The organism is Stenotrophomonas maltophilia group sp. Smal12, assembly GCF_037079935.1.
GTDB classification, from domain to species: domain Bacteria; phylum Pseudomonadota; class Gammaproteobacteria; order Xanthomonadales; family Xanthomonadaceae; genus Stenotrophomonas; species Stenotrophomonas sepilia.
On sequence record NZ_JBAWUK010000011.1, the window covers coordinates 29,514 to 52,617 of the forward strand.

Below are 23,104 nucleotides of genomic sequence, written 5' to 3' on the forward strand. Positions count from 1 at the left end.
CCGGAGCAGCATGTCACAGCTGGGCGTCGATGCCGCGCAATGCCGCCGCTACGGTTTGCCGGCGGATGGCTTCGCGGTCGCCCTCGAACTGGAACAGCTCGGCGCGGGCGTAGCCGCCGCGCCGCTTCCAGCCGATCCAGACGCTGCCGACCGGCTTGCCAGGGCTGCCACCGCCCGGTCCGGCAATGCCGGTCACCGCCACCGCGATGCCGGCACCGGAATTGACCAGCGCACCCGACACCATCTCCAGCACGGTTTCGCGGCTGACCGCACCGTACTGCTCCAGGGTCTGCGCCCTCACGCCCAACAGCCGCTGCTTGGCTTCGTAGCTGTAGACCACCATGCCGCAGTCGAAGAATGCCGACGAACCTGCGATGTCGGTCATGCACTTTGCAATCCAGCCACCACTGCAGCTTTCAGCGGTCACCAGCTGCAGCGAGGCCTGCTCCAGGCGCTGCCCAAGCGCGGCGGACTGGCTATTGAGTTCAGCGTCGGTGGGGATGGACATCGGCATGACGGTGGGGTGAAGAACCTGCACGTTGTACCGCAGATGACAGCCAGATGTCGCGCCCATCCGGGATGGTTGCGCTGCCGGCCGGCGGCCGGCACTACCGGGCATCGGCCGCTACCTCACCACTCCGGCGGTTTTTCCGGCAGCAGCGCGCGGATCGGGGCGCCATCGGCACTGCCGGCCAGCTTCTCGGCTTCGGCAATCGGCAAGTCGACATGCAGCAGCCAGCCTTCCTCATCAGCCTGCTCACTGCGGATCACTTCCAGCTGGTGCAGGCGCGCGCGCAGGCGGCCGGCATCCGGCGGCAGGCGCAGTTCGCCGGAGACATGCTGCAGGCCCAGGCGCTTGCCCAGCACCGCCTGCAGCAGCTCCAGCCCCCGCCCGTCACGCGCGGAAATCCAGACCCGCTCACGACGCGACTCATCCGGGATACCGTCCTGGCCATCGTGGCGCACGTCGGCGCCGTCGATGCGGTCGATCTTGTTGAACACCAGCAATTGCGGCAGGTCACCGGCACCGACTGCGGTCAGCACCTCGTCGACCTGGGCGATGCGCTCCTCGCGGTGCGGATCGGCAGCGTCGACCACATGCAGCAGGAAGTCGGCCTCGCGCGCCTCGGACAGGGTCGAGCGGAACGCCGCGACCAGATCATGCGGCAGATCGCGGACGAAGCCGACGGTATCGGCCAGCACCACGTTGCCCCCCGGCACCGCGATGCGGCGCACGGTCGGATCCAGCGTTGCGAACAGCTGGTCGGCGGCATAGGCCTCAGCGCCGGTCATGGCGTTGAACAGAGTCGACTTGCCGGCGTTGGTGTAGCCCACCAGGGCCACGCGCGGCAGCTCGCTGCGCACACGCGCACGGCGCATCTGGGTGCGCTGCACTTCGACCTTTTCCAGGCGCTTCTGCAGCTGTTCCACCCGCTTCTGCAGCAGGCGGCGGTCGGTTTCCAGCTGGGTTTCACCCGGGCCGCGCAGGCCGATCGAACCGCCGCGCTGGCGCTCCAGATGGGTCCAGCCGCGCACCAGCCGCGTAGCCAGGTGGCGCAGCTGTGCCAGTTCGACCTGCAGCTTGCCTTCGTGGCTGTGCGCACGCTGGGCGAAGATGTCCAGGATCAGGCCGGTGCGGTCGATCACGCGGCGCTCGAGGAAACGTTCCAGGTTGCGCTCCTGGCCCGGGCTCAATGCATGGTTGACCAGGATCAGGTCGGCCCCGCTGGCGTCGGCCGCTGCCTTGATCTCGTCCAGCTTGCCGCTGCCGATCAGGGTCGACGGATTCGGACGGTCCAGGCGCGCAGTGATCGTCGCGGCGATGCTGGCCCCGGCCGAGCGGGCCAGATCACCGAATTCTTCGAGCACATCGTCTTCCAGCTTGCCGAAATGGGGCTGGATCAACAGGGCGTGTTCACCCTTTTTCGAGCGGTCAAACATTCACCGCTCCGGTATTACTCGTCTGCTTCATCACCTGCCTGACCACCTTCACCCGACTGCACGTAACCGCCGCCCGGACCGACCTTCACGTTGCGTGCCGGAACGACGGTGGAAATGGCGTGCTTGTAGACCATCTGACTGACCGTGTTGCGCAGCAGGACCACGAACTGGTCGAACGACTCGATCGTGCCCTGCAGCTTGATGCCGTTCACCAGGTACACCGAAACCGGCACGCGTTCGCGCCGCAGTGCGTTCAAGAAAGGATCCTGCAGCGATTGCCCCTTGGACATTGCACACTCCTGATTATTGTTCTTATTGGGTTGCCGACGGTTGCCGCGGCCCCCGAGCCGCCCGCCGACCGATGATGTTACACGGCTGGCGGGGATTCAGCGTGCGACGAAGGTCGACACCGCGCTGGCCAGGCGCTCACCATCAACATGGGGGTCGAACCAGCGCGCATCAAGCTCGCCGCGCAGCCAGGTCAGCTGGCGCTTGGCCAGTTGCCGGGTGGCAAAGATCGCCTTGTCACGGAAACGGGCGGCATCCTCCTCCCCGTCCAGGTACTCCCAGGCCTGCCGATAGCCGACCGCACGCACTGCCGGCAGGTCCAAGGGCGCCGCCACGGCAGCCATTTCCGGCATCGCGCGCAATGCCCGCACCTCGTCGAGAAACCCCTGCCCCAGCATGGCGTCGAAGCGCGCCTCGATGCGCTGGTGAAGAACCGCACGGTCGCGTGGGGCGAGGATAAGCTTGAGGGTGCGCACCGGCAATGGCGCTACGCCCGGCCGGCGCTGCCATTCAGTAATGGGGATACCGGTCAGGCGATAGACCTCCAGCGCCCGCTGGATGCGTTGCGGATCGGTGGCATGGATACGTGCGGCGGCGGCCGGGTCGACCTTGGCCAGCTCGGCGTGCAGTGCCGCCCAGCCACGCTCGGCCGCCTCGGCGCTGAGCGCTTCGCGTATTGCAGGGTCGGCCTCCGGCATCGGCGACAGGCCCTGCAGCAGCGCCCGGAAGTACAGGCCAGTGCCACCGGCCAGGATCGGCGTCCTGCCACGCGCCACGATGTCGGCCACGACCCGCCCGGCATCGGCGGCGAACTCGGCCGCCGAGTAGGTCTGCCAGGGGTCACGCAGGTCCAGCAGATGGTGCGGCGCCTGCGCGCGCTCCGTCGCATCGGGCTTGGCCGAACCGATGTCCAGGTGGCGGTATACCAGTGCCGAGTCGACGCTGACGATTTCCCCATCCAGCTGCCGTGCCAGGGCGATCGCCGTGGCGGTCTTGCCACTGGCCGTCGGCCCCATCACGGCGATCGCCAGCGGCCGCCGGTCGATGCCCATCAGTCTTCGTCCGGCCAGCGGATCGTCGGCGTGGCGTCGGCGCGCGGCGTTGGCACGGCCTCGACTGCCTGCCAGATCTTCAGCGCATCAACTGTGGCCGCCACGTCATGCACGCGTACGATGCGCGCGCCACGCTGGACTGCGATCAGGTGCGCGGCCACCGAGGCCGCTACCCGCTCGGACGGCGTATCGCGACCTGTCAGTTCACCGAGACTGCGCTTGCGCGACAGGCCGGCCAGCATCGGCACGCCCAGCTCCAGGAACCGCTCGGAGCGTGCCAGCAGGGTCATGTTGTGGGCAGTGGTCTTGCCGAAACCGAAACCGAGATCGATCAGCAGGTTCTTCTTCGCAATGCCCGCCATCTCGGCAGCGAACAGGCGCTGGACCAGGAAGCCGTGCACCTCGGCGACCACGTCGTCGTAATGTGGATCGACCTGCATGTGGCCTGGCTCGCCCTGCATGTGCATCAGCACCACCGGCACGCCGGTTGCAGCGGCGGCGTCCAGCGCCCCTTCCTGACGCAGGCCGAAGATGTCGTTGATCATGCCAGCGCCAGCCGCCACGGCCGCGCGCATCACTTCCGGCTTGAAGGTGTCGATGCTGATCGGCACCCGGGTGCGTGCGGCCAGCTGCTCGATCACCGGAATCACCCGGCGCAGTTCCTCCTCCACCGATACCGGCGCAGCGCCCGGCCGGGTCGATTCGCCGCCGATATCGAGAAGGTCCGCGCCCTCCTCGACCAGCTTCAGGCCATGAGCGACTGCGGCCTCGGTGGTGTCGTGCGCGCCGCCATCGGAGAAGGAGTCCGGGGTGACGTTGACGATGCCCATGACCTGGGCACGGTCGAGGCGCAGGATGCGGCCGGCGCAGTCGAGCTGGGGCGAGGTATCGAACATGGGCAATCCTGCAGGGACAACGGTGGGTAGTTTAGTTCGGCAGCGCGGCGCCCTGCACCCGCAGAGGCAACGGCCACAGCAAAAGCCCAGGCCACAGCAGAAGCTGGTTTCCTGAGGGTAGGCGGGGTGGGTCCGGTTGCGGGAGACGCCGTAAACCCCGCTCCGCGGTCCGGCCCAGCCGCTGGCGGCTGTGCGTTCGGGCGCTTGCGAAGCAGTGCTTCGCAAGCAAAGCGCCCTCACCCATGGGGGCTTGGCCGCGGCATCCATGCCGCGGACACTCCCGCAACCGGACCCACCCCGCCTTCGACAGATTTCCGCGATCTGTTGGAACAAATACCGGGGTCAGATCCGTTTTCCGGAGGAAAACGGATCTGACCCCATATTGATTTCGATATCTGACAGCGATTCATCCACGCATGGCGTGGATCTACCGTGTCGACCAAGGTCGACAGCCACCAACAGCAGCAGGAATCTGTCAGAGGTGGGACGGTGTCGGAGGGCGGGGTGTCAGCCGCATGGATGCGGCTGCCAAGCTTACAGGGAAGTACTTGCAGCGCCCCCGCACTCCGACACCGCCCCGCCATCCTACGGAAAGCCCGCTGTTGCTGTTGCTGTTGAGGTTGCCGGCCAGCGGCCGGCACTACCGCGGGTGCAGGGCGCAGCCCTGCCGACACCCCCTCAACGGCGGCGGCGCTTGCGGTCCACGTACAGGGTCTTGGCGATGCTCAGCACGATGCCAACGGCGATACCCACCACGCAGCCCAGCAGCAGGTTGTCGGCCCCCAGGCCCACACCGACGCCGACCACGGTGGCGATCACCATCTCGGCGGTGTGGGAAATCGGTTCGGGCTTCGGGGCGGACATGCGGGCTCCAGCGTCAGTTCGGTTCTTCGGAATGGGCCGGTAGCCCGGAAACGACGAAGCCGGGTTGCCCCGGCCTCGTCTGGTGTCACGCGCAGCGGGCCGTCAGTGCGATTCGGCCGGGCCCGCGATCGGCGGCAGCGGACGGGCGTCGCCGCCCTTGTCGTTGCCACCATCCTTGTTCGACTTGCTCCAGCCGGCCGGCGGCGGCGGATCGCGGCCTTCCATGATGGCGTCGATCTGCGGCGCGTCGATCGTCTCGTACTGCAGCAGCAGCTGGGACATCGCGTGCAGCTTGTCCAGGTTGGCCGTCATCAGCTCGGTGGTGCGCGCGTAGGCTTCGTCGAGGATCTTGCGCACTTCCTCATCGATGCGACGCGCGGTGTCGTTGGACACGCTCTTGTGCTGGGTGACCGATCGGCCCAGGAACACCTCGTCATCCTCTTCGCCATAGGCGATCGGGCCGAGCTGGTCGGACAGGCCCCACTTGGTGACCATGTTGCGGGCCATCTTGGTGGCGCGTTCGATGTCGTTGGAAGCGCCCGTGGTGACCTTGTCGGCACCGAAGATCAGCTCCTCGGCCACACGACCACCGTACAGCGAGCACAGCTGCGACTTGATCGCCACGCGGTTCATCGAATACTTGTCGCCTTCCGGCAGGTACATGGTCACGCCCAGCGCACGGCCGCGCGGGATGATCGTGACCTTGTAGACCGGGTCGTGCTCGGGCACCAGGCGGCCGACGATGGCGTGGCCGGCTTCGTGGTAGGCGGTCAGGGTCTTCTCTTCTTCGCTCATGGCCATCGAGCGGCGCTCGGCACCCATCAGGATCTTGTCGCGGGCACGGTCGAAGTGGTCCATGCGGACTTCCTTCTCGTTGCCACGCGCGGCGAACAGGGCCGCCTCGTTGCACAGGTTGGCCAGATCAGCACCGGAGAAGCCCGGGGTACCCCGCGCGATCACCATCGGCTCGACATCGTCGGCGAGCGGCAGCTTGCGCATGTGGACCTTCAGGATGTGCTCGCGACCCTTCACGTCCGGCAGGCCAACCACGACCTGGCGGTCGAAACGGCCCGGACGCAGCAGCGCCGGGTCCAGCACGTCCGGGCGGTTGGTCGCGGCGATCACGATCACGCCTTCGCCACCTTCGAAACCATCCATTTCGACCAGCAGCTGGTTCAGGGTCTGCTCGCGCTCGTCATGACCGCCGCCCAGGCCGGCGCCACGGTGGCGGCCGACAGCGTCGATTTCATCGATGAAGATGATGCACGGGGCATGCTTCTTGGCCTGCTCGAACATGTCGCGCACGCGGCTGGCGCCGACGCCGACGAACATTTCCACGAAGTCCGAACCGGAGATCGAGAAGAACGGCACCTTGGCTTCGCCGGCAATGGCCTTGGCCAGCAGCGTCTTGCCGGTACCCGGCGGCCCGACCATCAGCACGCCGCGCGGAATCTTGCCGCCCAGCTTGGTGAACTTGGACGGGTCGCGCAGGAAGTCGACCAGCTCGCCCACTTCTTCCTTGGCCTCATCGCAGCCGGCGACGTCGGCGAAGGTGACCTTGATCTGGTCTTCGCCCTGCAGCTTGGCGCGCGACTTGCCGAAGGACATCGCGCCCTTGGCAGCGCCGCCTCCGCCCTGCATCTGCCGCATGATGAACAACCAGAAGCCGATGATCAGGATGACCGGCAGGAAATTCATCAGGATCGCGCCCAGGGAGATGCCGCTGGACGGCTCCTCCTGCACGATCTCCACGTTCTTGGTGCGCAGCACGTTGATCAGGTCGCGATCGAACGGTGCGGTGATGGTGGATGTCTGCCCGCCGCGGGTGGTGTAGGTCAGCTGGCTGGTGCCGCCGCGCATGTCGCCGCCGAAGGCGACCTTCTGCACGTTGCCGCTGTCCACCTGGTCCAGGAACTGCGAGTACGACGCACCCTGCGCGCCGGCTCCGGAGGACTTCGGCGAGAAGCTCTGGAAGACCACCATCAGCACGACGGCGACGACCACCCATAGCAGGAGGTTCTTGGTCAAGTCGTTCATCCTCATTGGCTCCGGTGTTCCTCTCAGTGCTGGCGTTGCGTGGGGGTCGAACTTGCGTACATTGCGAGCTTACTTCATGTGGGCGCGTTTTCCCTGACCCAAGGCGTACACCTCGGGAGAGCGCTTGCGCGAGGCTTCCGGCTTGCGGATGGAGACCTTGTCGTACCGGCGGCGCATCTCGCGCACGTAGTCGTCAAAGCCCTCGCCCTGGAACAGCTTGATCAGGAATGCCCCACCGGTCTTCAGGTGGTTGTCGGCAAAATCCAGGGCCAGCTCCGCCAGGTGCATCATCCGCGGCTGGTCGACCGCGCCCACACCACTCTTATTGGGGGCCATGTCCGACAGCACAAGGTCTACCGGCTGGTCCCCGAGCATGGCTTCAAACTGCGATAGGACGGCTTCTTCCCTGAAGTCACCATGAAGGAACTCCACGCCGGCCAGCGGCGGCATGTCCAGGATATCCAGGGCCAGCACCCGGCCGGTATCGCCGATCTGTCTCCGCACCTGTTGAGACCAGCCGCCCGGGGCCGCGCCGAGGTCGACCACCACCATGTGCGGCTTCAGCAACCGGTCACGTTCCAGCAGCTCTTCGAGCTTGTAGGCGGCACGCGAGCGCATGCCTTCGGCCTGCGCCTTCTTCACGAAGGGGTCGGAGAAGTGTTCCTTGAGCCAGCGCTGGCTGCTTTTGCTGCGGGTAGCCATTGAAAATAGGGGCTGATGGGGTCCTCATGATACCCTGATCGCCCCATTCAACCGTCTTTTCCTGCATGTCCATCGCCCTGACCGCCTCCCAGACCCGTTTCCTGCGCGGCCAAGCCCACGACCTGAAGGCCCTGCTGCAGACCGGCGGCAAGGGTGTGACCCCGGCCTTCATTGCTGAGCTGAACGAAGTGCTGGAGCGCCACGAGCTGGTCAAGGTGAAGGTCGCTGCCGAAGACCGCGAGGCCCGTGACGTGATGATCGGCGAGATCGTCGAAGCCACCGAAAGCGCGCTGGTGCAGCGCATCGGCCACGTCGCCGTGCTGTACCGCCCGAGCAGGGAACAGCGCCAGATCGTGCTGCCGCGCGGCTGATCGCCCTACCGTCATGCAGCTGAACCACGAACCGCCCGACTACGCCTACAGCCTGCGCGCCGCCGATGGCCGCTCGGCCAAGGTCAATGACCAGGTGCTGGACGGCAGCTTCTTCCTGACCCCGGACCAGCTGGTCGCGCATTGGCCGGTGGCGAGTGCCGCTGCGTTGCAGCTGGCGGACCTCGAGCCGATCCTGGCGCTGAATCCGGCGCTGATCGTGCTGGGTACCGGTGACCGCCAGGTGTTCCCGCCGGCGGTGGTAATGGCCGCCTGCCTGTCCCGCGGCATCGGCCTGGAAGTGATGAACAATCCGGCTGCTGCACGCACCTTCAACATCCTGGCCGGCGAAGGCCGCAAGGTTGCGGCTGCTTTCATCCTGGAAGGCTGAGTTCTCGAGCCACCGGCGCCTCCGGCCGCTAGCGGCCTGAAGGCGCGCAGCGGAGTGCCGAGAACTCCTGGAGCCGGCCGATCAGGTGGCCGCCCTGCCCCCATCGGATATCCATGACCTTCCAGTCGCGGTCCTGCCGCTGCAGCAGGACCCGGTCGGTCCAGCGATAGTCGCCCACTGCCATGTCGACGCGGATCCAGGTCGCGTCACCCCTCGATTCGGGCATTCCCACCGCTACCGTGTCCGGTCGATCCGGCGCCAGCAGATACGGACTCTGGTCGAGCATGTGCGGTTTCTCATCGTGCGCGGCCAGCGCGGTACAGGCCCGCTCGTAAGCATGCTGCGCATCGACCGCTGAGCGCAGTGCATCGCCCAGCAGCGAAGAAATGGCCGTTTCGTTCGACGTCGGCGCCTGGATGGCGTCGTAGAGACGGGTGACCACGTCACGTGGATCGCTGGCGGCGGTCGCCAAAGGCGCGACGATGAGCAGCACGAAAAGGGCTGTTGGTCGAGACATGCGGCACCGGATCGGGGGGGGCTGGTTCCGTTGAAGCATGCCGCTTCCCTGGCTTGCCGGGAAGCTTGAGATGCGCCACTGAAGATCGCAGATGGCCACTCGCGGCGGCCAGGTACAGCGAGTCGAGCATGGTTCGACTCTACAGGTCAGGAACGCCAGGCATGGCCCGGCATTCCCTGTTCCAACCGCGTCACCGTGCCGGCAGGTACTGCTGCGGATCGACCGGCTTGCCGTTGTAGCGAATCTCGAAGTGGACCATGTCGCGGTTCGCACCGGTGCGGCCCATTTCGGCGATCTGCTCGCCAGCCTTCACGCTCTGCCCTTCATTCACCAGGCGCTTGCGGTTGTGACCATAGGCGGACAGCCACTGGTCGCTGTGCTTGATGATGATCAGTTCGCCGTAGCCGACCAGGCCGGCACCGGAGTACACCACCACACCGTTGGCGGTTGCCTTGACCGGCTGGCCGCTGGTGCCGGCGATGTCCACGCCCTGCTTGGTCGCGTCACCGGCCACGTAGCGGCCGACGATCGCGCCATCGGCTGGCCAGCGCCAGGCGATGTTGCTCTTCACCGGCCCGACCGGCGCCGGGGCCGGCGCGGTGCTGCCGCCACTGCTGCCAGCCGAACGCGGCGGGGTGACCACCGTGGTCGGCGCACGGCCGCTGGTGGCCCCCTGCGGATACAGGCGGATCACCTGGCCGGGGTAGATGGTCGACGGGTTGTCCAGACGATTCCAGGCAATCAGGTCGGCCGGGGTGATGTCATGGATGCGGGCCAGCGCATAGATGGTGTCGCCCTTGCGCACCACCACGGTCTGCCCAGGCTTGGGTACCGAGGTCTTCGGCGTGGTCACGCCACCAGCGTTGCCGCCGCCCGGGCGGACCACGGTGGCGGTACCGCAGGCGGCCAGTGTGGAAACCAGCAACGCCAGCGCGCCGATGCGCACTCCCTTGCTCAGACGATCAGGATTCATGCGAACTTCGACCTCCATACAAGCCAGGCGATCAGCACCACCACCAGCACGGTGGCGATCCAGCCCAGCGGTTCAATCCAGCGACGCAGCGCCGCTTCGGCACGCGCACCACCGATACGGATGACCGCGGCCAGCACGAACACGCGCTTGCCACGACCGATCAACATGCTCAACAGGTACTGCGGCATCGGTACGCCGACGATACCCGATGCCCACGTGAAGACCTTCATCGGGATCGGCATGAAGCCGCCCAGCACCAGGAAGGTGAACACCGCCCACGGTGATTCGGCCATCTTCGCCTGCACGGTGGTGATGCCCTGCTCGATCGCTGGAAGCATGCCCAGCGCCTCGAACACTGGCTTGATCGCCTCGAAAGCGTAATGACCCAGCGCGTAACCCACCAGCGCGCCGACCATCGAGCCCGCCAGGCTGAGGGTGGCGAACCACCAGCCACGCTTGGGCTGGGCCACGCACATCGGTGCCAGCATCACTTCCGGCATCACCGGGAAGATGATCGCTTCAAAGAAACTCAATACCGTCAGATAGGTCGGCGCGCGTTCGTGCGCCGCCCACTTCATCGCCCGCTCGTACAGCGGCCCGAAAATCTTCATGCAACCCTGCTCCGTGGATTAGTCGAGCATGCCAGACAGCAGCGGCACGAACGTGACCGGCGCCAGCACGCGTTGTTCGATGCTGCCATCGGGCTTGCGGTCCAGCTGCACCAGCGACTGTCCGCCCGGGCCACCCACCGGCGCCACCAGGCGCCCCCCTTCAGCCAGCTGCCCGACCAGTTCATCGACCAGTGCAGGCGCCGCGGCGGTGACCACGATGGCATCGAACGGACCGTGCTCGGCCCATCCGGCGCGACCGTCGTCATGCTTGGTGCGGATGTTCATGCCCAGTGCGCGGAAGCGCTTGCGTGCCTGCCGCAACAGGTCACCGATTCGCTCCACGGTGTAGACCTCCAGGCCCAGCGCGCCCAGGATGGCGGCCTGGTAGCCCGAGCCGGTGCCAACTTCCAGCACGCGCTTCGGCGCGACCTGGAGCACTGCCTCGGTCATCCGGGCGACCACCCAGGGCTGCGAGATGGTCTGGCCATGGCCGATCGGCAGCGCGGTGTCCTCATAGGCACGCGAGGCCAGTGCTTCATCGATGAACAGGTGGCGCGGCACTACCCGGATTGCGTTCAAGGTGGACTCGTCGACGATGCCAGCTTCGCGCAGGCGATCGACCAGACGGTCACGCACGCGCTGCGAGGTCATGCCGATGCCGACAGCTTCCGGCTGCAGTCGCAGGCGTGGACTCATGCCGGCCGGTCCAGCGCGGCGCTGAGGCCACCCACCCAGCTGGCCACTTTCTCCAGCGCCTGGTAGCGGGTCAGGTCCACCTGGATCGGGGTGATCGAGATGTGGCCGGTACGCACCGCGTGGAAGTCGGTGCCCGGGCCGGAGTCCTGCTCGCGCCCGGCCGGGCCGATCCAGTACACCTCGTTGCCGCGCGGATCCTTCTGCGCAATGCAGCCTTCGGCACGATGGCGGTTGCCGAGGCGGGTGACCTCGAAGCCCTTGACCTCGCTCCACGGCAGATCCGGCACGTTGACGTTGAGGATGGTGTCGGCCGGTAGCGGATCGGCCTTGAGCCGGGCGACGATCTCCACTGCGGCACGCGCGGCGGTGTCGAAGTGCTTCGGATCGTGGTTGCGGGTGACCAGCGAGACCGCCACCGCCGGCAGGCCGAGGAAGCGGCCTTCCATCGCCGCCGAGACGGTGCCGGAATAGATCACGTCGTCGCCGAGGTTGGCGGCGTTGTTGATGCCTGACACGACGATGTCCGGCTCGAATTCAAGCAGGCCGGTCAGCGCCAGATGCACGCAGTCGGTCGGCGTGCCCGCCACCGAGACGGTGTAATGGTCGATGCGCTTGAGCCGGATCGGCAGGTCCAGGGTCAGCGAGTTGCTGGCACCGGAGCGATCGCGGTCAGGCGCGACCACCGTGACTTCGTGTCCGGCCTCGCGCAGGACCGAAGCAAGCATCCGGATGCCTGCGGCGTCGACACCATCGTCATTACTGACCAGGATTCGCATCTTCGATTTAACCGCTTGATTTTCCAAGAATTCGATTCCGTCACCGTGCAGTGTGGGCGGGACCGTCGTACTCCCCTGCGGAAGCCGTCGACCCTGCAAGGGCATCGTCTATTGTGCCGCATGCGAGCCGCCGGTCCTACCCTGCCGGCGGTCACGACCGACATCGAGCCGTCATAGGCAGACCCGCGCCGGCGGTTTACCCTGTGCACATGTCGCACCCTGAAGACGAAGATCCGGCCGCGCTGTTCCGTGCGGCCATCGGTGAAGTGACGCCGCTGCGCAAGGATGCCGAACCGGCGCCTGCTGCGCCCCGGCCGAAGCCGCGCGCACGCATGGCCGAACGCGACGACGCCGAAGCCGCGGGCGAGTTCGCCCGGCTGCTGCGCGACAGTACGCCGCTGGAAGCGGGCGACGTGGCCAGCTACCGCCGCGACAACCTGCCACCGCGCCTGTTCCAGCGTCTCAAGCGCGGCCAGTATTCGGTGCAGGATGAGCTGGACCTGCACGGCGCCACCGCCGCGCAGGCGGAAACCCTGCTGCGCCAGTTCCTGCTGGAAGCGCATGCACACGAGTATGGCTGCGTGCGCATCATCCACGGCAAGGGCCTGCAATCCGATGGCGGTGCACCGGTGCTGAAGAACCTGGTCGATCGTCTGCTGCGGCTGCGCAACGACGTGCTGGCGTTTCATTCGGCGCCGGCCGGGCAAGGCGGCACCGGCGCGGTGCTGGTGCTGCTGGCACGGCGTTGAGAAACAGGGACGGAGGGAATCAAGTCGTTTGTGCCACAAACGACTTGATTCCCTCCGTCCCCTTTTTCTATCAGGCCTGCGCGGCGTCTTCGACGGGGCCGAGTTCGTGCAGCACGGCGGTGGCGTAGCTGCCCGGCGGCAACGCGAACGAGAGTTCCAGTACATCACTGGCCAGCCACTGATGCTGCAGCAATGCCGGGCGCAGGCGCAGCGCGCGGCGCTCCTGCTTCAGCCGTGCGTCTTCCAGGCCAGCGCGCAGCGCCTTCGAGTCCTCGTCGTCCAGCGCGGCCAGCTCCAGCTCACGTGCAGCGTCGGCGCTGCGCAGCTCGCCTTCGCCCCACAGCGGCGCGCTGGGATGGATGTCGAAACGCGCCAGGCGCTCGGCCAGCACGTCGGTGTAGGGTTCGGGGCCGAACACGCTGCGGCTGCCATCGAGCATCCACACTTCACCGTCCAGCGGTTGATCCCAGTTGCCCTGCTCCACGCGCGCGGCGAGCACACGATTGAACAGCGCCGAGCGGGCGGCTGACAGCAGCAGCGAACGCTGGTCCTTGCGCATGCGGCGGCCACCGAACATCGCCAATGCCGCCGGCACGTTGCCGCCGTCGCGGCCGAAGCGCTGCTCGCCAAACCAGTTCGGCAAGCCGCGCCCGGCGATCTGCTGCAGGCGCTCGCTGATCGCCGCAGCATCGCCCTGCACCTCGCGCAGCACCAGCCTGAAGCGGTTGCCGGCCAGTGCACCACGCTGCAGCTTGCGGTTGTGCCAGGTCGCTTCGAGCACTTCGATCTCGTCACTGGCCAGCTCGGCCAGGTCCGGCGCGATGCGCTTGGGCAGGTGCACGCTGAAACGCTGGGTGGTGACCGCATGGCGATCCTTCATGCCTGCGTAGCTCACCGCCATTTCCGGCAGGCCCGCCCACTTGGCCAGCAGCTTGGCCACATGCACGGTGTTGGCGCCGCGCTTGCGGATGTGCAGCAGCAGGTGCTCGCCTTCACCGGTGGCCTCGAACGCCGGCAGTTCATCCACCTGGAAATCGTCCGGCGTGGTGCGGATGCGCGCCGTCAACAGCGGCGCACCAAACGCCAACGGCAGCGGGATCATGCCGCCACCAGCAACACGACCGCCTGCGCGGCGATGCCTTCACTGCGGCCGGTGAAGCCCAGCTTCTCCGAGGTGGTGGCCTTGACGCTGACCGCGTCCAGCGGCAGCTGCAGCAACCCACCAATGCGCTCACGCATGGCCAGCGCATGCGGGCCAACCTTCGGCCGCTCGCAGATCACGGTGATGTCGGTGTTGCCAACGCGCCAGCCACGCTCGCGCAGCAGGCTGTCGCAATGGCGCACGAAATCGCTGCTGTCGGCGCCCTTCCAGCGATCATCGCTCGGCGGGAAATGCTGGCCGATGTCGCCCAGTGCCAACGCACCGAGCATCGCATCGCACAAGGCGTGCAGGATCACGTCACCGTCGCTGTGCGCCAGCACGCCGCAGCTGTGCGGCACGTTCACCCCGCCGAGCATGATGTGATCGCCTTCACCGAAGGCATGGACGTCGTAACCCTGGCCGATACGGACGGGCGGGAACGGTGCGGTGCTCATGGATGCAGCCCTTGCAGCAGGGCCGCGCAGGCAGTCAGCCGGCGCGGCGGGAAAGTACGAATTCGAACCGGTCCAGATCGGCCGGGGTGGTGACCTTGAAGTTGTCCTCGCTGCCTTCCACCAGCAGCGGGCGCTGGCCCTGGCGCTCCATGGCCATGGCCTCGTCGGTGACTTCGACACCGGCAGCGGCGGCGTCAGACAGCGCGCGGCTGAGCTGGTGGCGGCGGAACAGCTGTGGTGTCAGCGCACGCCACAGCCGCTCGCGCGGTTCGGTGCCATCGATGCCACCGTCGTCGCCCGCACGCTTGAGGGTGTCGCGCACCGGTGCGGCCAGGATCGCCCCGACCGGATCGGCACGCCCGACTTCAAGCAGGCGGCCAAGATCAGCCAGCGACAGGTTGGGTCGCGCGGCGTCGTGGACCAGCACGAATTCGTCGGCGCGCACCGAGTCCGGCAGTGCCTGCAGCCCGGCCAGCACCGAGGCGGCACGGGTCGCGCCACCGATGCAGGTCAGTACCGGTTTGCCGGCCCATTCGCTCCAGCCCGGCCAGTCGCCATCGTCCTGGCCGATCACCACCATTGCGCCGGCCACGGCCGGATGCGCCAGCAGCGCGTCCAGGGTATGGGCGAGCAGGATCTGCCCGCCCGCCTGCAGGTACTGCTTGGGCAGCGGCGCACCAAAGCGGGCGCCACGGCCGGCAGCCGGAACCACCACCCAGATCGCCGCGCTCATGGCACGTCCGCCGGGTGATCGCCGGCCTGGACAGTGACGCCTGCAGCGGGCTGCGCCGGACGGACCGGCGCATCCTCGACCACGCGGTAGAACTTCTCGCCGGGCTTGATCATGCCCAGCTCGCTGCGCGCGCGTTCCTCGATGGCGGACTGGCCTTCCTTGAGGTCCTTCACTTCGGCGGCCAGCGCGTCGTTGCGCTGCTGCAGGCCCTCATTGTCCCGTTCCTGGTTGGCGACCTGGGCTTCGAGCATCATCACTTCACCCGAATTGCCCGGACCGAACCAGAAGCGGTACTGCAGCCAGCCCAGCAACAGGGCCAGCACCAGCAGCATCCAGCGCCAGTCGCGCATCGGCTCAGCGCTTCAGCGAAACGAACGCGTCACGACCGGCGTAACGCGCGCCGGCGCCGAGGGCTTCCTCGATGCGCAGCAGCTGGTTGTACTTGGCCACGCGATCGCTGCGGCACAGCGAGCCGGTCTTGATCTGGGTGGCGGTAGTGGCCACCGCGATATCGGCGATGGTGGTGTCTTCGGTTTCGCCCGAGCGGTGGGAGACCACGGCGGCATAGCCGGCGCGGTCGGCCATGGCGATCGCTTCCAGGGTTTCGCTGAGCGTGCCGATCTGGTTGACCTTGATCAGGATCGCGTTGGCGGTGCCCGAGTCGATGCCTTCCTGGAAGATCTTCGGGTTGGTCACGAACAGGTCGTCACCGACCAGCTGCACCTTCTTGCCGATGCGGTCCGTCAGCAGCCTCCAGCCGGCCCAGTCGTTCTCGGCCAGGCCGTCTTCGATCGTGATGATCGGGTACTGCGCGGCCCAGTCGGCGAGGAAGTCGACGAACTGCTCGGAGGTCAGGCGCTTGTTCTCACCGACCAGGTTGTACTTGCCGTTCTCGAAGAACTCACTGGAGGCCACGTCCAGGCCCAGCAGCACGTCTTCACCGGCGGTGTAGCCAGCCTTGCCGATCGCTTCGAGGATGGTGTCCAGCGCTTCGACGTTGCTGCGGAAGTCCGGCGCGAAGCCGCCTTCGTCGCCCACCGCCGTGCTCAGGCCGTGGCCCTTCAGCACCGACTTCAGCGAATGGAAGATTTCGGTACCAGCGCGCAATGCTTCGGAGAACGAGGTGAAGCCCACCGGCAGCACCATGAACTCCTGGAAGTCGACGTTGTTGTCGGCATGCGCGCCGCCGTTGATGATGTTCATCATCGGCACCGGCAGCGACGGCGCCACGCCTGTCCGGGCGGCCAGGTACTGCCACAGCGCCTGCTTGCTGGATGCGGCGGCGGCGTGCGCGGCGGCCATCGAAACACCCAGCAGCGCGTTGGCACCCAGCCGCCCCTTGTTCTCGGTGCCGTCCAGATCGATCAGGCGACGGTCGAGGCCGGCCTGGTCGGTGGCTTCGAAGCCCTTCAGCGCGGCGGCAATCGTGGTGTTGACGTTATCCACGGCCTTGCGCACGCCCTTGCCCAGGTAACGGGTCTTGTCGCCGTCACGCAGCTCGACCGCTTCCTTGGTACCGGTCGAGGCGCCGGAGGGAACCGCGGCGCGACCGAACGAACCGTCCTCCAGGATGACTTCGGCTTCCAGCGTGGGATTGCCACGGCTGTCGAGGATTTCACGGGCGTGGATGCTGCGGATCGTACTCATGGTCGGGCCGGTTACCTGTCTGGAGAGGGGGCGACAAAACGAATGCCGCGTGATTATCCCCGGCTGCCCGCCACTTGCCAAATGGCGCAGGCGCCGTCAGGCCAGAGTGGCCCCGATCACCATCAGGATCAACGACACCAGTACCACCAGCAGGCCACCGGCAATGGCGGCCAATACGCCGCCGCGGCGGCAACGCCAAGCCATCACCATCGCCACCAGGCTGCCAACAAAGGACAGCACGAGCATGGTCAGTGCAGCCAGGATCCAGTACTGCATGGCCTGCATGCCATGGCTGCCATCCCCGGGCGAACCGAAACTGGCGGCGAAGGCGAATACAGCTGCCACCAGGCCGGCCCAGGCAAGAACAGCCAGCGCCAGCGCGATCAAGCCCCAGGGCCGATCACGGGTTGCCAGGGTCGCATTCATCAGAACAGCCCGTAGAACAGGGCACCAAGCCACAGCGACAGCAGGACGATCGCCAACCCGGCGGCCACCTTGCCACGGTTCAGGCGCCAGGCCAGTACGGCGGCAGCGACGCACCCCACGGCGCCGACCAGCTCTGCCACCAGCAGCGCAATGAAGTACGCCCGAAGATCGGGCGCGCTGCTGCCATCACCCGGTGGCCGCACCGATGCAGCACCGATCAGCACCAGGCAGAACATGCCCACGGTGAACACCACGGACAGCCCCAGCGCGAGCAGACCCCACGGCCACTGTCTCCAGTGCCGGCGGTGACGCTGGGTTTCCAGCGCCACCCACGGGTCACGACTCACGCGAAGCGCGAGAAACCGTGCTTCTTGGTCACCGCGTCGAGTTCCATCAGGGTCTCGAGCAGGGCCTCCATCTGGTCCAGCGGCCACGCGTTGGGACCATCGGACAGCGCCTTGGACGGGTCCGGATGAGTCTCGGCGAACAGGCCGGAGATGCCCACCGCCACGGCGGCACGGGCCAGCACCGGCACGTGCTCACGCTGGCCACCGGAACTGGTGCCCTGCCCGCCCGGCAGCTGCACCGAATGGGTAGCGTCGAACACCACCGGGCAACCGGTCTCGCGCATCACCGCCAGCGAACGCATGTCGCTGACCAGGTTGTTGTAGCCGAAGCTGGCACCGCGCTCGCAGACCATGATCTGCTCGTTGCCGGTGGCCTTGGCCTTCTCCACGACCGGCTTCATGTCCCACGGCGCCAGGAACTGGCCCTTCTTGATGTTGACCGGCTTGCCGGCCGAGCACACCTTGCGGATGAAGTCGGTCTGGCGGACCAGGAACGCCGGGGTCTGCAGCACGTCCACCACCGAGGCCACTTCGTCCATCGGGGTGTATTCGTGGACGTCGGTCAGCACCGGCACGCCGATCTGCTTCCTGACCTCGGCCAGGACCTTCAGGCCCTCTTCCATGCCCGGGCCACGGAACGCGGTGCCCGAAGTACGGTTGGCCTTGTCGAAGCTGGACTTGAAGATGAAGTTGACGCCGAGCTTGTCGGTGATCTCCTTCAACTTGCCGGCGGTATCGAGCTGCAGCTGCATCGACTCGATCACGCAGGGGCCGGCGATCAGGAACAGGGGCTGGTCCAGCCCGACCTCGAATCCACACAGTTTCATGGCGTTTCCTTGTTGTCCGCAGCACCGGCCGGGCCGGTGCGCTGGGGGTTGAAGCATGCAGGATGGGGGCCGAAGCCCCCATTCACAAGTCAGGCGCGCGCTTCGGAAAGCAGCTTGCCGCCGGCCTTGCGCTCGCGCGCGGCACGGATGAAACCGATGAACAGCGGATGGCCGTCACGCGGCGTGGACAGGAATTCCGGGTGCGCCTGGCAGGCCAGGAACCACGGGTGGGCGTCGCGCGGCAGCTCGACCACTTCCACCAGGGTGTCGTCCATCGACTTGCCGGCGATCACCAGGCCCGCATCTTCCAGCTGGGTGCGGTAGCGGTTGTTGAACTCGTAACGGTGGCGATGGCGCTCGGCGACCACGTCCTTGCCGTACAGCTCGCGGGCCAGCGTGCCCGGCTTCAGGCGCTGCTCCTGCAGGCCCAGGCGCATCGTGCCGCCGAGGTCGCTCTTGTCGTCGCGCTTCTCGACATCGCCGGTGGCGGTGCGCCATTCGGTGATCAGGCCGATCACTGGGTTCGGCGACTGGCGATCGTTCTCGGTGCTGTTGGCACCTTCCAGCCCAACCACGTTGCGCGCGTAATCGACCACCGCCGCCTGCATGCCGTAGCAGATGCCAAAGTACGGCACCTGCTGCTCGCGGGCGAACTTCGAGGTCAGCACCTTGCCTTCGAAACCACGGTCACCGAAGCCACCCGGCACCAGGATGCCGTCGACATCGGCCAGTGCGGCCATGTCGGTGCCTTCCAGGTCCTGTGCTTCCAGCCACTTCAGGTTGACCTTGGTGCGCTGGCGCAGGCCGCCGTGCTTCAGTGCTTCGCCGACCGACTTGTAGGCGTCCTGGTGATCGACGTACTTGCCGACCACGGCGATGGTCACTTCGTCCAGCGGGTGCAGGGTCGCATCGACCGCGTCTTCCCACATCGACAGATCGACCGGACCGGCCTTGTCGGCCAGCTTCAGCTGGTTCACCACGATTTCGTCCAGGCCCTGTGCATGCAGGCCGGACGGGATGCGGTACAGCACGTCCACGTCCGGCACGCTGATCACCGCACGCTCGGAAACGTTGGTGAACTGGGCGATCTTGCGGCGCTCCGAATCCGGCACCGCCTGCTCGGAGCGGCACAGCAGCACGTCCGGCTGGATGCCGATCGAACGCAGCTCCTTCACCGAGTGCTGGGTCGGCTTGGTCTTCAGCTCACCGGCGGCGCCGATGTACGGCACCAGAGTGAGGTGCATGAACAGCGCTTTCTCCGGGCCACGCTCGGTGCGCACCTGGCGGATCGCTTCCAGGAACGGCAGCGACTCGATGTCGCCAACGGTGCCGCCGATCTCGACCAGTGCCACGTCGTAGCCTTCGGTGGCTTCGTCGATGCAGCGACGGATCTCGTCGGTGATGTGCGGAATGACCTGCACGGTCGCGCCCAGGTAGTCGCCGCGGCGCTCCTTGCGGATCACGTTCTCGTAGATGCGGCCGGTGGTGACCGAGTTCTTGCGGCTGAGGCGGGTCCGCACGAAGCGCTCGTAGTGGCCCAGGTCGAGGTCGGTCTCCGCGCCGTCGTCGGTGACATACACCTCACCGTGCTGGAACGGGCTCATGGTGCCCGGGTCGACGTTGATGTACGGGTCGAGCTTCATCATCGTGACCTTCAGGCCACGGGCTTCGAGAATGGCGGCCAGCGACGCGGCGGCAATGCCTTTGCCGAGCGAGGACACCACGCCGCCGGTTACGAATATCAAGGGAGTCATGGCTGCAAGCATCCTGTCTGGAAATGGAAAACGGCAGCACCACGCGCACCCGGAGGGCGGGCATGGTGCTCAGAGGGGGTTTTCCGGTTCGCTGTAGCAGCGAGGGAGGTGCGGATCCGTGCGGCAGCGGGGGCCGGACGGGAACCATCGTGCGAGGTCGGGGCGGCCGTGCCGGTCAAATCGACCGTCACCTGCGACCCGCATTGCTGGCGACCACGCATGGTCGTGCCAGCCCATTCGCAAAGGGTGGACACGCACTTACTCCCGGAAAGCCATAGTTTACAGATTGATGGGCGCCAACCCAAGGGGCAGTTGCGGCCGTCACTCAAAAGAAACGCCCCGCTGGGCGGGGCGTCGGGGGGCGAATCCCTTGCGGCAAGGGATTCGGAGGGCGGAAGAATTACTTCTTCTTCCGCGCCTCTTCTTCCTCTTCCTGCTGCGGGGCCGGCTGGCCCTGCGCTTTCATTTCGGCATTGGCCTGGGCGCGGCGCTTGGCCTTGGCATCGGCTTCGGCCTGCGCCTTGTCGGCCTGGCCACCCTGCTGCGGGGCCGGCTGGCCGGCGTTCTGCGCCACCACCAGCGGCACTGCAACGGCGGCAGCGGCCAGGATCGCAATGGTCAGCAACTTCTTCATGAGGTCCTCCTCGCGGTATGGCTTGGACGTTCAGACCCAACGGGGCCGCCGGCGTTCAGATTCCAGCGGCTGCCATTTTACCCCCTCCCCGCCGCCGAGGCTGAACCGCAGGCGTGCAAATTCCCGTGCCAGACCCCACACTTGCCCGTCGCTCCAAGCTTTCGAAGACAGATGAACGCCCGCTATAACGCCGCCGATATTGAAGTCCTGTCCGGCCTTGACCCGGTCAAGCGCCGTCCCGGCATGTATACCGACACCGCGCGCCCGAACCACCTGGCGCAGGAAGTGATCGACAACTCGGTGGACGAAGCCCTCGCCGGCCACGCCCGTTCGATCGAGATCACCCTGTACAAGGACGGCAGCGTGGAGGTCAGCGATGACGGCCGCGGCATGCCAGTGGACATCCATCCGGAGGAGAAGATCCCGGGTGTCGAGCTGATCCTCACCCGCCTGCACGCAGGCGGCAAGTTCAGCAACAACAACTACACCTTCTCCGGCGGCCTGCACGGCGTCGGCGTCAGCGTGGTCAATGCGCTGTCGACCCTGGTGGAGGTGCACATCAAGCGCGACGGTGCCGAACACCGCATCACCTTCCGCAACGGCGACCGTGCCACGCCGCTGGAAGTGGTCGGCAGCGTCGGCAAGAAGAACACCGGTACCCGCGTGCGCTTCTGGCCGGACCCGAAGTACTTCGATACGCCGAAGTTCGCGGTGCGCGCGCTCAAGCACCTGCTGCGCGCCAAGGCCGTGCTGTGCCCGGGCCTGACTGTGAAGCTGACCGATGAAGCCACCGGTGAAGTCGATACCTGGTACTACGAAGACGGCCTGCGCGATTACCTGAAGCTGGAGCTGGGTGATCGCGAGATGCTGCCGGCCGAGCTGTTCGTCGGCAGCCTGAAGAAGGACACCGAGGTAGTTGACTGGGCCGTGGCCTGGCTGCCGGAAGGCGAGCTGGTGCAGGAAAGCTACGTCAACCTGATTCCCACCGCGCAGCACGGCACCCATGTCAACGGCCTGCGCACCGGCCTGACCGAAGCGCTGCGCGAGTTCTGCGACTTCCGCAACCTGCTGCCGCGTGGCGTCAAGCTGGCCCCGGAAGACGTGTGGGACCGCGTGTCGTTCGTGCTGTCGCTGAAGATGACCGACCCACAGTTCAGCGGCCAGACGAAGGAGCGCCTGTCCTCGCGCCAGGCCGCCGGTTTCGTCGAAGGTGCCGCCCATGATGCGTTCAGCCTGCTGCTGAACCAGAACGTGGAACTGGGCGAGAAGATCGCGCAGATCGCCATCGAGCGTGCCAGCGCGCGCCTGAAGACCGAGAAGCTGGTCGTCCGCAAGAAGATCACCCAGGGCCCGGCCCTGCCCGGCAAGTTGGCAGACTGCATCAGCCAGGACCTGTCGCGCACCGAGCTGTTCCTGGTGGAAGGTGACTCGGCAGGCGGCAGCGCCAAGCAGGCTCGCGACAAGGATTTCCAGGCGATCATGCCGCTGCGTGGCAAGATCCTGAACACCTGGGAAGTCTCGTCCAACAGCGTGCTGGCCTCGGAGGAAGTACACAACCTGGCCATCGCCATCGGCTGCGACCCCGGCAAGGACGACATCAGCGGCCTGCGCTACGGCAAGGTGATCATCCTGGCCGACGCGGACTCCGACGGCCTGCACATCGCAACGCTGCTGACCGCGCTGTTCCTGAAGCACTTCCCGGCGCTGGTCGATGCCGGCCACGTGTTCGTGGCGATGCCGCCGCTGTTCCGCATCGACGTAGGCAAGCAGGTGTTCTATGCCCTGGACGAAGAAGAAAAGCGCTCGATGCTGGACAAGATCGAACGCGAGAAGATCAAGGGCGCCATCAACGTCACCCGCTTCAAGGGCCTGGGCGAAATGAATCCGCCGCAGCTGCGCGAGTCGACCATCCACCCGGATACGCGCCGCCTGGTACAGCTGACCGTGGACGATGGCGAGCAGACCCGCTCGCTGATGGACATGCTGCTGGCCAAGAAGCGCGCGTCCGACCGCAAGGGCTGGCTGGAGTCGAAGGGCGACCTGGCTTCGCTGGAAGTCTGATCCAGCCCCATCATCCGGTAGTGGGGGGGGGGGGGGGGGGGCCGCCGCGCGCCGGGCGGGCGCGGGGCGGCGGCCGCCCCCCCGCCCGCCCCCCCCCCGTAGGCGCCCAGGCCACTTGTCTCCCGCCCCCCACCCCCCCCCCCCCCCATGCTCCGCGAAGCCCGCGGCCGCCACCTAAAAACACCCACTCAAGAGTGTTTTGTGATACTCCGTGCGAG

Annotated in this window: 27 protein-coding genes; 4 read left to right on the forward strand and 23 right to left on the reverse strand. The window is 66.7% G+C overall.

The window, feature by feature from the left end:
• Positions 1 to 13: 13 nt before the first annotated feature.
• The 8 genes from WDC87_RS06935 to rlmE all read right to left on the reverse strand — a co-directional run bounded on the left by WDC87_RS06935 (position 14) and on the right by rlmE (position 7,780).
• Positions 14 to 514 (reverse strand): nicotinamide-nucleotide amidohydrolase family protein, encoded by a 501-nt coding sequence (locus WDC87_RS06935; RefSeq protein WP_176698757.1) that lies wholly within the window; start codon positions 512 to 514, stop codon positions 14 to 16.
• Between the two features lie 116 nt (positions 515 to 630).
• The gene (gene hflX / locus WDC87_RS06940; protein ID WP_134970140.1) at positions 631 to 1,941 is read right to left on the reverse strand and encodes a ribosome rescue GTPase HflX; all 1,311 of its coding nucleotides are present in this window, start codon (positions 1,939 to 1,941) and stop codon (positions 631 to 633) included.
• Between the two features lie 14 nt (positions 1,942 to 1,955).
• On the reverse strand, positions 1,956 to 2,231 hold the full coding sequence (gene hfq, locus WDC87_RS06945; protein WP_004152891.1) for an RNA chaperone Hfq: 276 nt from the start codon (positions 2,229 to 2,231) through the stop codon (positions 1,956 to 1,958).
• Positions 2,232 to 2,327: 96 nt separating this feature from the next.
• Positions 2,328 to 3,281: a tRNA (adenosine(37)-N6)-dimethylallyltransferase MiaA gene (gene miaA, locus WDC87_RS06950; RefSeq protein ID WP_227837856.1), complete on the reverse strand. Its 954-nt coding sequence runs from the start codon at positions 3,279 to 3,281 to the stop codon at positions 2,328 to 2,330.
• A complete protein-coding gene (folP, locus tag WDC87_RS06955) occupies positions 3,281 to 4,177 on the reverse strand; it encodes a dihydropteroate synthase (RefSeq protein WP_164093503.1) in 897 nt (298 codons plus the stop codon). Before folP ends, miaA begins: the two co-directional genes overlap by 1 nt.
• 678 nt (positions 4,178 to 4,855) lie before the next feature.
• Positions 4,856 to 5,041, reverse strand: coding sequence for a hypothetical protein (locus WDC87_RS06960; RefSeq protein WP_049482998.1), 186 nt, complete (start codon positions 5,039 to 5,041; stop codon positions 4,856 to 4,858).
• Between the two features lie 102 nt (positions 5,042 to 5,143).
• A complete protein-coding gene (ftsH, locus tag WDC87_RS06965) occupies positions 5,144 to 7,078 on the reverse strand; it encodes an ATP-dependent zinc metalloprotease FtsH (protein ID WP_252744320.1) in 1,935 nt (644 codons plus the stop codon).
• 69 nt (positions 7,079 to 7,147) lie between these two features.
• Positions 7,148 to 7,780, reverse strand: a complete 633-nt coding sequence (gene rlmE, locus WDC87_RS06970) for a 23S rRNA (uridine(2552)-2'-O)-methyltransferase RlmE (RefSeq protein ID WP_006431652.1) — start codon at positions 7,778 to 7,780, stop codon at positions 7,148 to 7,150.
• A 65-nt stretch (positions 7,781 to 7,845) separates the two neighbouring features.
• On the opposite strand from rlmE, the gene yhbY reads away from it, so the two are divergent.
• Both yhbY and WDC87_RS06980 read left to right on the forward strand, forming a co-directional pair.
• Complete coding sequence (yhbY, locus tag WDC87_RS06975) at positions 7,846 to 8,151, forward strand: ribosome assembly RNA-binding protein YhbY (RefSeq protein ID WP_019658872.1); 306 nt, start codon at positions 7,846 to 7,848, stop codon at positions 8,149 to 8,151.
• Positions 8,152 to 8,164: 13 nt separating this feature from the next.
• The gene (locus tag WDC87_RS06980; protein WP_061480160.1) at positions 8,165 to 8,539 is read left to right on the forward strand and encodes an Mth938-like domain-containing protein; all 375 of its coding nucleotides are present in this window, start codon (positions 8,165 to 8,167) and stop codon (positions 8,537 to 8,539) included.
• Positions 8,540 to 8,567: 28 nt separating this feature from the next.
• On the opposite strand, the gene WDC87_RS06985 is transcribed toward WDC87_RS06980, so the two are convergent.
• The 5 genes from WDC87_RS06985 to surE all read right to left on the reverse strand — a co-directional run bounded on the left by WDC87_RS06985 (position 8,568) and on the right by surE (position 12,112).
• Positions 8,568 to 9,056, reverse strand: a complete 489-nt coding sequence (locus WDC87_RS06985) for a hypothetical protein (protein WP_180886048.1) — start codon at positions 9,054 to 9,056, stop codon at positions 8,568 to 8,570.
• A gap of 190 nt (positions 9,057 to 9,246) precedes the next feature.
• The gene (locus WDC87_RS06990; RefSeq protein WP_005416034.1) at positions 9,247 to 10,029 is read right to left on the reverse strand and encodes a peptidoglycan DD-metalloendopeptidase family protein; all 783 of its coding nucleotides are present in this window, start codon (positions 10,027 to 10,029) and stop codon (positions 9,247 to 9,249) included.
• On the reverse strand, positions 10,026 to 10,640 hold the full coding sequence (locus tag WDC87_RS06995; protein ID WP_005416033.1) for a YqaA family protein: 615 nt from the start codon (positions 10,638 to 10,640) through the stop codon (positions 10,026 to 10,028). The genes WDC87_RS06990 and WDC87_RS06995 overlap by 4 nt, the downstream gene beginning before the upstream one ends.
• 18 nt (positions 10,641 to 10,658) lie before the next feature.
• The gene (locus tag WDC87_RS07000; RefSeq protein ID WP_005416032.1) at positions 10,659 to 11,336 is read right to left on the reverse strand and encodes a protein-L-isoaspartate(D-aspartate) O-methyltransferase; all 678 of its coding nucleotides are present in this window, start codon (positions 11,334 to 11,336) and stop codon (positions 10,659 to 10,661) included.
• Positions 11,333 to 12,112, reverse strand: coding sequence for a 5'/3'-nucleotidase SurE (surE, locus tag WDC87_RS07005; protein ID WP_005416031.1), 780 nt, complete (start codon positions 12,110 to 12,112; stop codon positions 11,333 to 11,335). The genes WDC87_RS07000 and surE overlap by 4 nt, the downstream gene beginning before the upstream one ends.
• Positions 12,113 to 12,321: 209 nt before the next feature.
• On the opposite strand from surE, the gene WDC87_RS07010 reads away from it, so the two are divergent.
• A complete protein-coding gene (locus WDC87_RS07010) occupies positions 12,322 to 12,861 on the forward strand; it encodes a Smr/MutS family protein (protein WP_072166690.1) in 540 nt (179 codons plus the stop codon).
• 70 nt (positions 12,862 to 12,931) lie between these two features.
• On the opposite strand, the gene truD is transcribed toward WDC87_RS07010, so the two are convergent.
• The 10 genes from truD to WDC87_RS07060 form a co-directional block, all read right to left on the reverse strand.
• Positions 12,932 to 13,963, reverse strand: a complete 1,032-nt coding sequence (truD, locus tag WDC87_RS07015) for a tRNA pseudouridine(13) synthase TruD (protein WP_252744319.1) — start codon at positions 13,961 to 13,963, stop codon at positions 12,932 to 12,934.
• A complete protein-coding gene (gene ispF / locus WDC87_RS07020) occupies positions 13,960 to 14,457 on the reverse strand; it encodes a 2-C-methyl-D-erythritol 2,4-cyclodiphosphate synthase (RefSeq protein WP_061480165.1) in 498 nt (165 codons plus the stop codon). Before ispF ends, truD begins: the two co-directional genes overlap by 4 nt.
• A gap of 34 nt (positions 14,458 to 14,491) precedes the next feature.
• A complete protein-coding gene (gene ispD / locus WDC87_RS07025; protein WP_005416029.1) occupies positions 14,492 to 15,190 on the reverse strand; it encodes a 2-C-methyl-D-erythritol 4-phosphate cytidylyltransferase in 699 nt (232 codons plus the stop codon).
• A complete protein-coding gene (gene ftsB / locus WDC87_RS07030; protein WP_005416028.1) occupies positions 15,187 to 15,540 on the reverse strand; it encodes a cell division protein FtsB in 354 nt (117 codons plus the stop codon). Before ftsB ends, ispD begins: the two co-directional genes overlap by 4 nt.
• Before the next feature lie 4 nt (positions 15,541 to 15,544).
• Positions 15,545 to 16,837 (reverse strand): phosphopyruvate hydratase, encoded by a 1,293-nt coding sequence (gene eno, locus WDC87_RS07035; protein WP_252744318.1) that lies wholly within the window; start codon positions 16,835 to 16,837, stop codon positions 15,545 to 15,547.
• Positions 16,838 to 16,933: 96 nt separating this feature from the next.
• Positions 16,934 to 17,263 (reverse strand): hypothetical protein, encoded by a 330-nt coding sequence (locus WDC87_RS07040; RefSeq protein WP_188218068.1) that lies wholly within the window; start codon positions 17,261 to 17,263, stop codon positions 16,934 to 16,936.
• Complete coding sequence (locus WDC87_RS07045) at positions 17,263 to 17,610, reverse strand: hypothetical protein (protein WP_252744317.1); 348 nt, start codon at positions 17,608 to 17,610, stop codon at positions 17,263 to 17,265. The genes WDC87_RS07040 and WDC87_RS07045 overlap by 1 nt, the downstream gene beginning before the upstream one ends.
• On the reverse strand, positions 17,607 to 18,437 hold the full coding sequence (gene kdsA, locus WDC87_RS07050; protein ID WP_049412800.1) for a 3-deoxy-8-phosphooctulonate synthase: 831 nt from the start codon (positions 18,435 to 18,437) through the stop codon (positions 17,607 to 17,609). The genes WDC87_RS07045 and kdsA overlap by 4 nt, the downstream gene beginning before the upstream one ends.
• An 89-nt stretch (positions 18,438 to 18,526) precedes the next feature.
• Positions 18,527 to 20,191: a CTP synthase gene (locus tag WDC87_RS07055; protein ID WP_005408998.1), complete on the reverse strand. Its 1,665-nt coding sequence runs from the start codon at positions 20,189 to 20,191 to the stop codon at positions 18,527 to 18,529.
• A 400-nt stretch (positions 20,192 to 20,591) separates the two neighbouring features.
• The gene (locus WDC87_RS07060) at positions 20,592 to 20,825 is read right to left on the reverse strand and encodes a hypothetical protein (protein WP_005408997.1); all 234 of its coding nucleotides are present in this window, start codon (positions 20,823 to 20,825) and stop codon (positions 20,592 to 20,594) included.
• Positions 20,826 to 20,996: 171 nt separating this feature from the next.
• Between WDC87_RS07060 and parE the strand changes: the two genes are divergently transcribed.
• Positions 20,997 to 22,886, forward strand: coding sequence for a DNA topoisomerase IV subunit B (gene parE / locus WDC87_RS07065; RefSeq protein WP_252744316.1), 1,890 nt, complete (start codon positions 20,997 to 20,999; stop codon positions 22,884 to 22,886).
• The last annotated feature ends 218 nt before the right edge of the window (positions 22,887 to 23,104 follow it).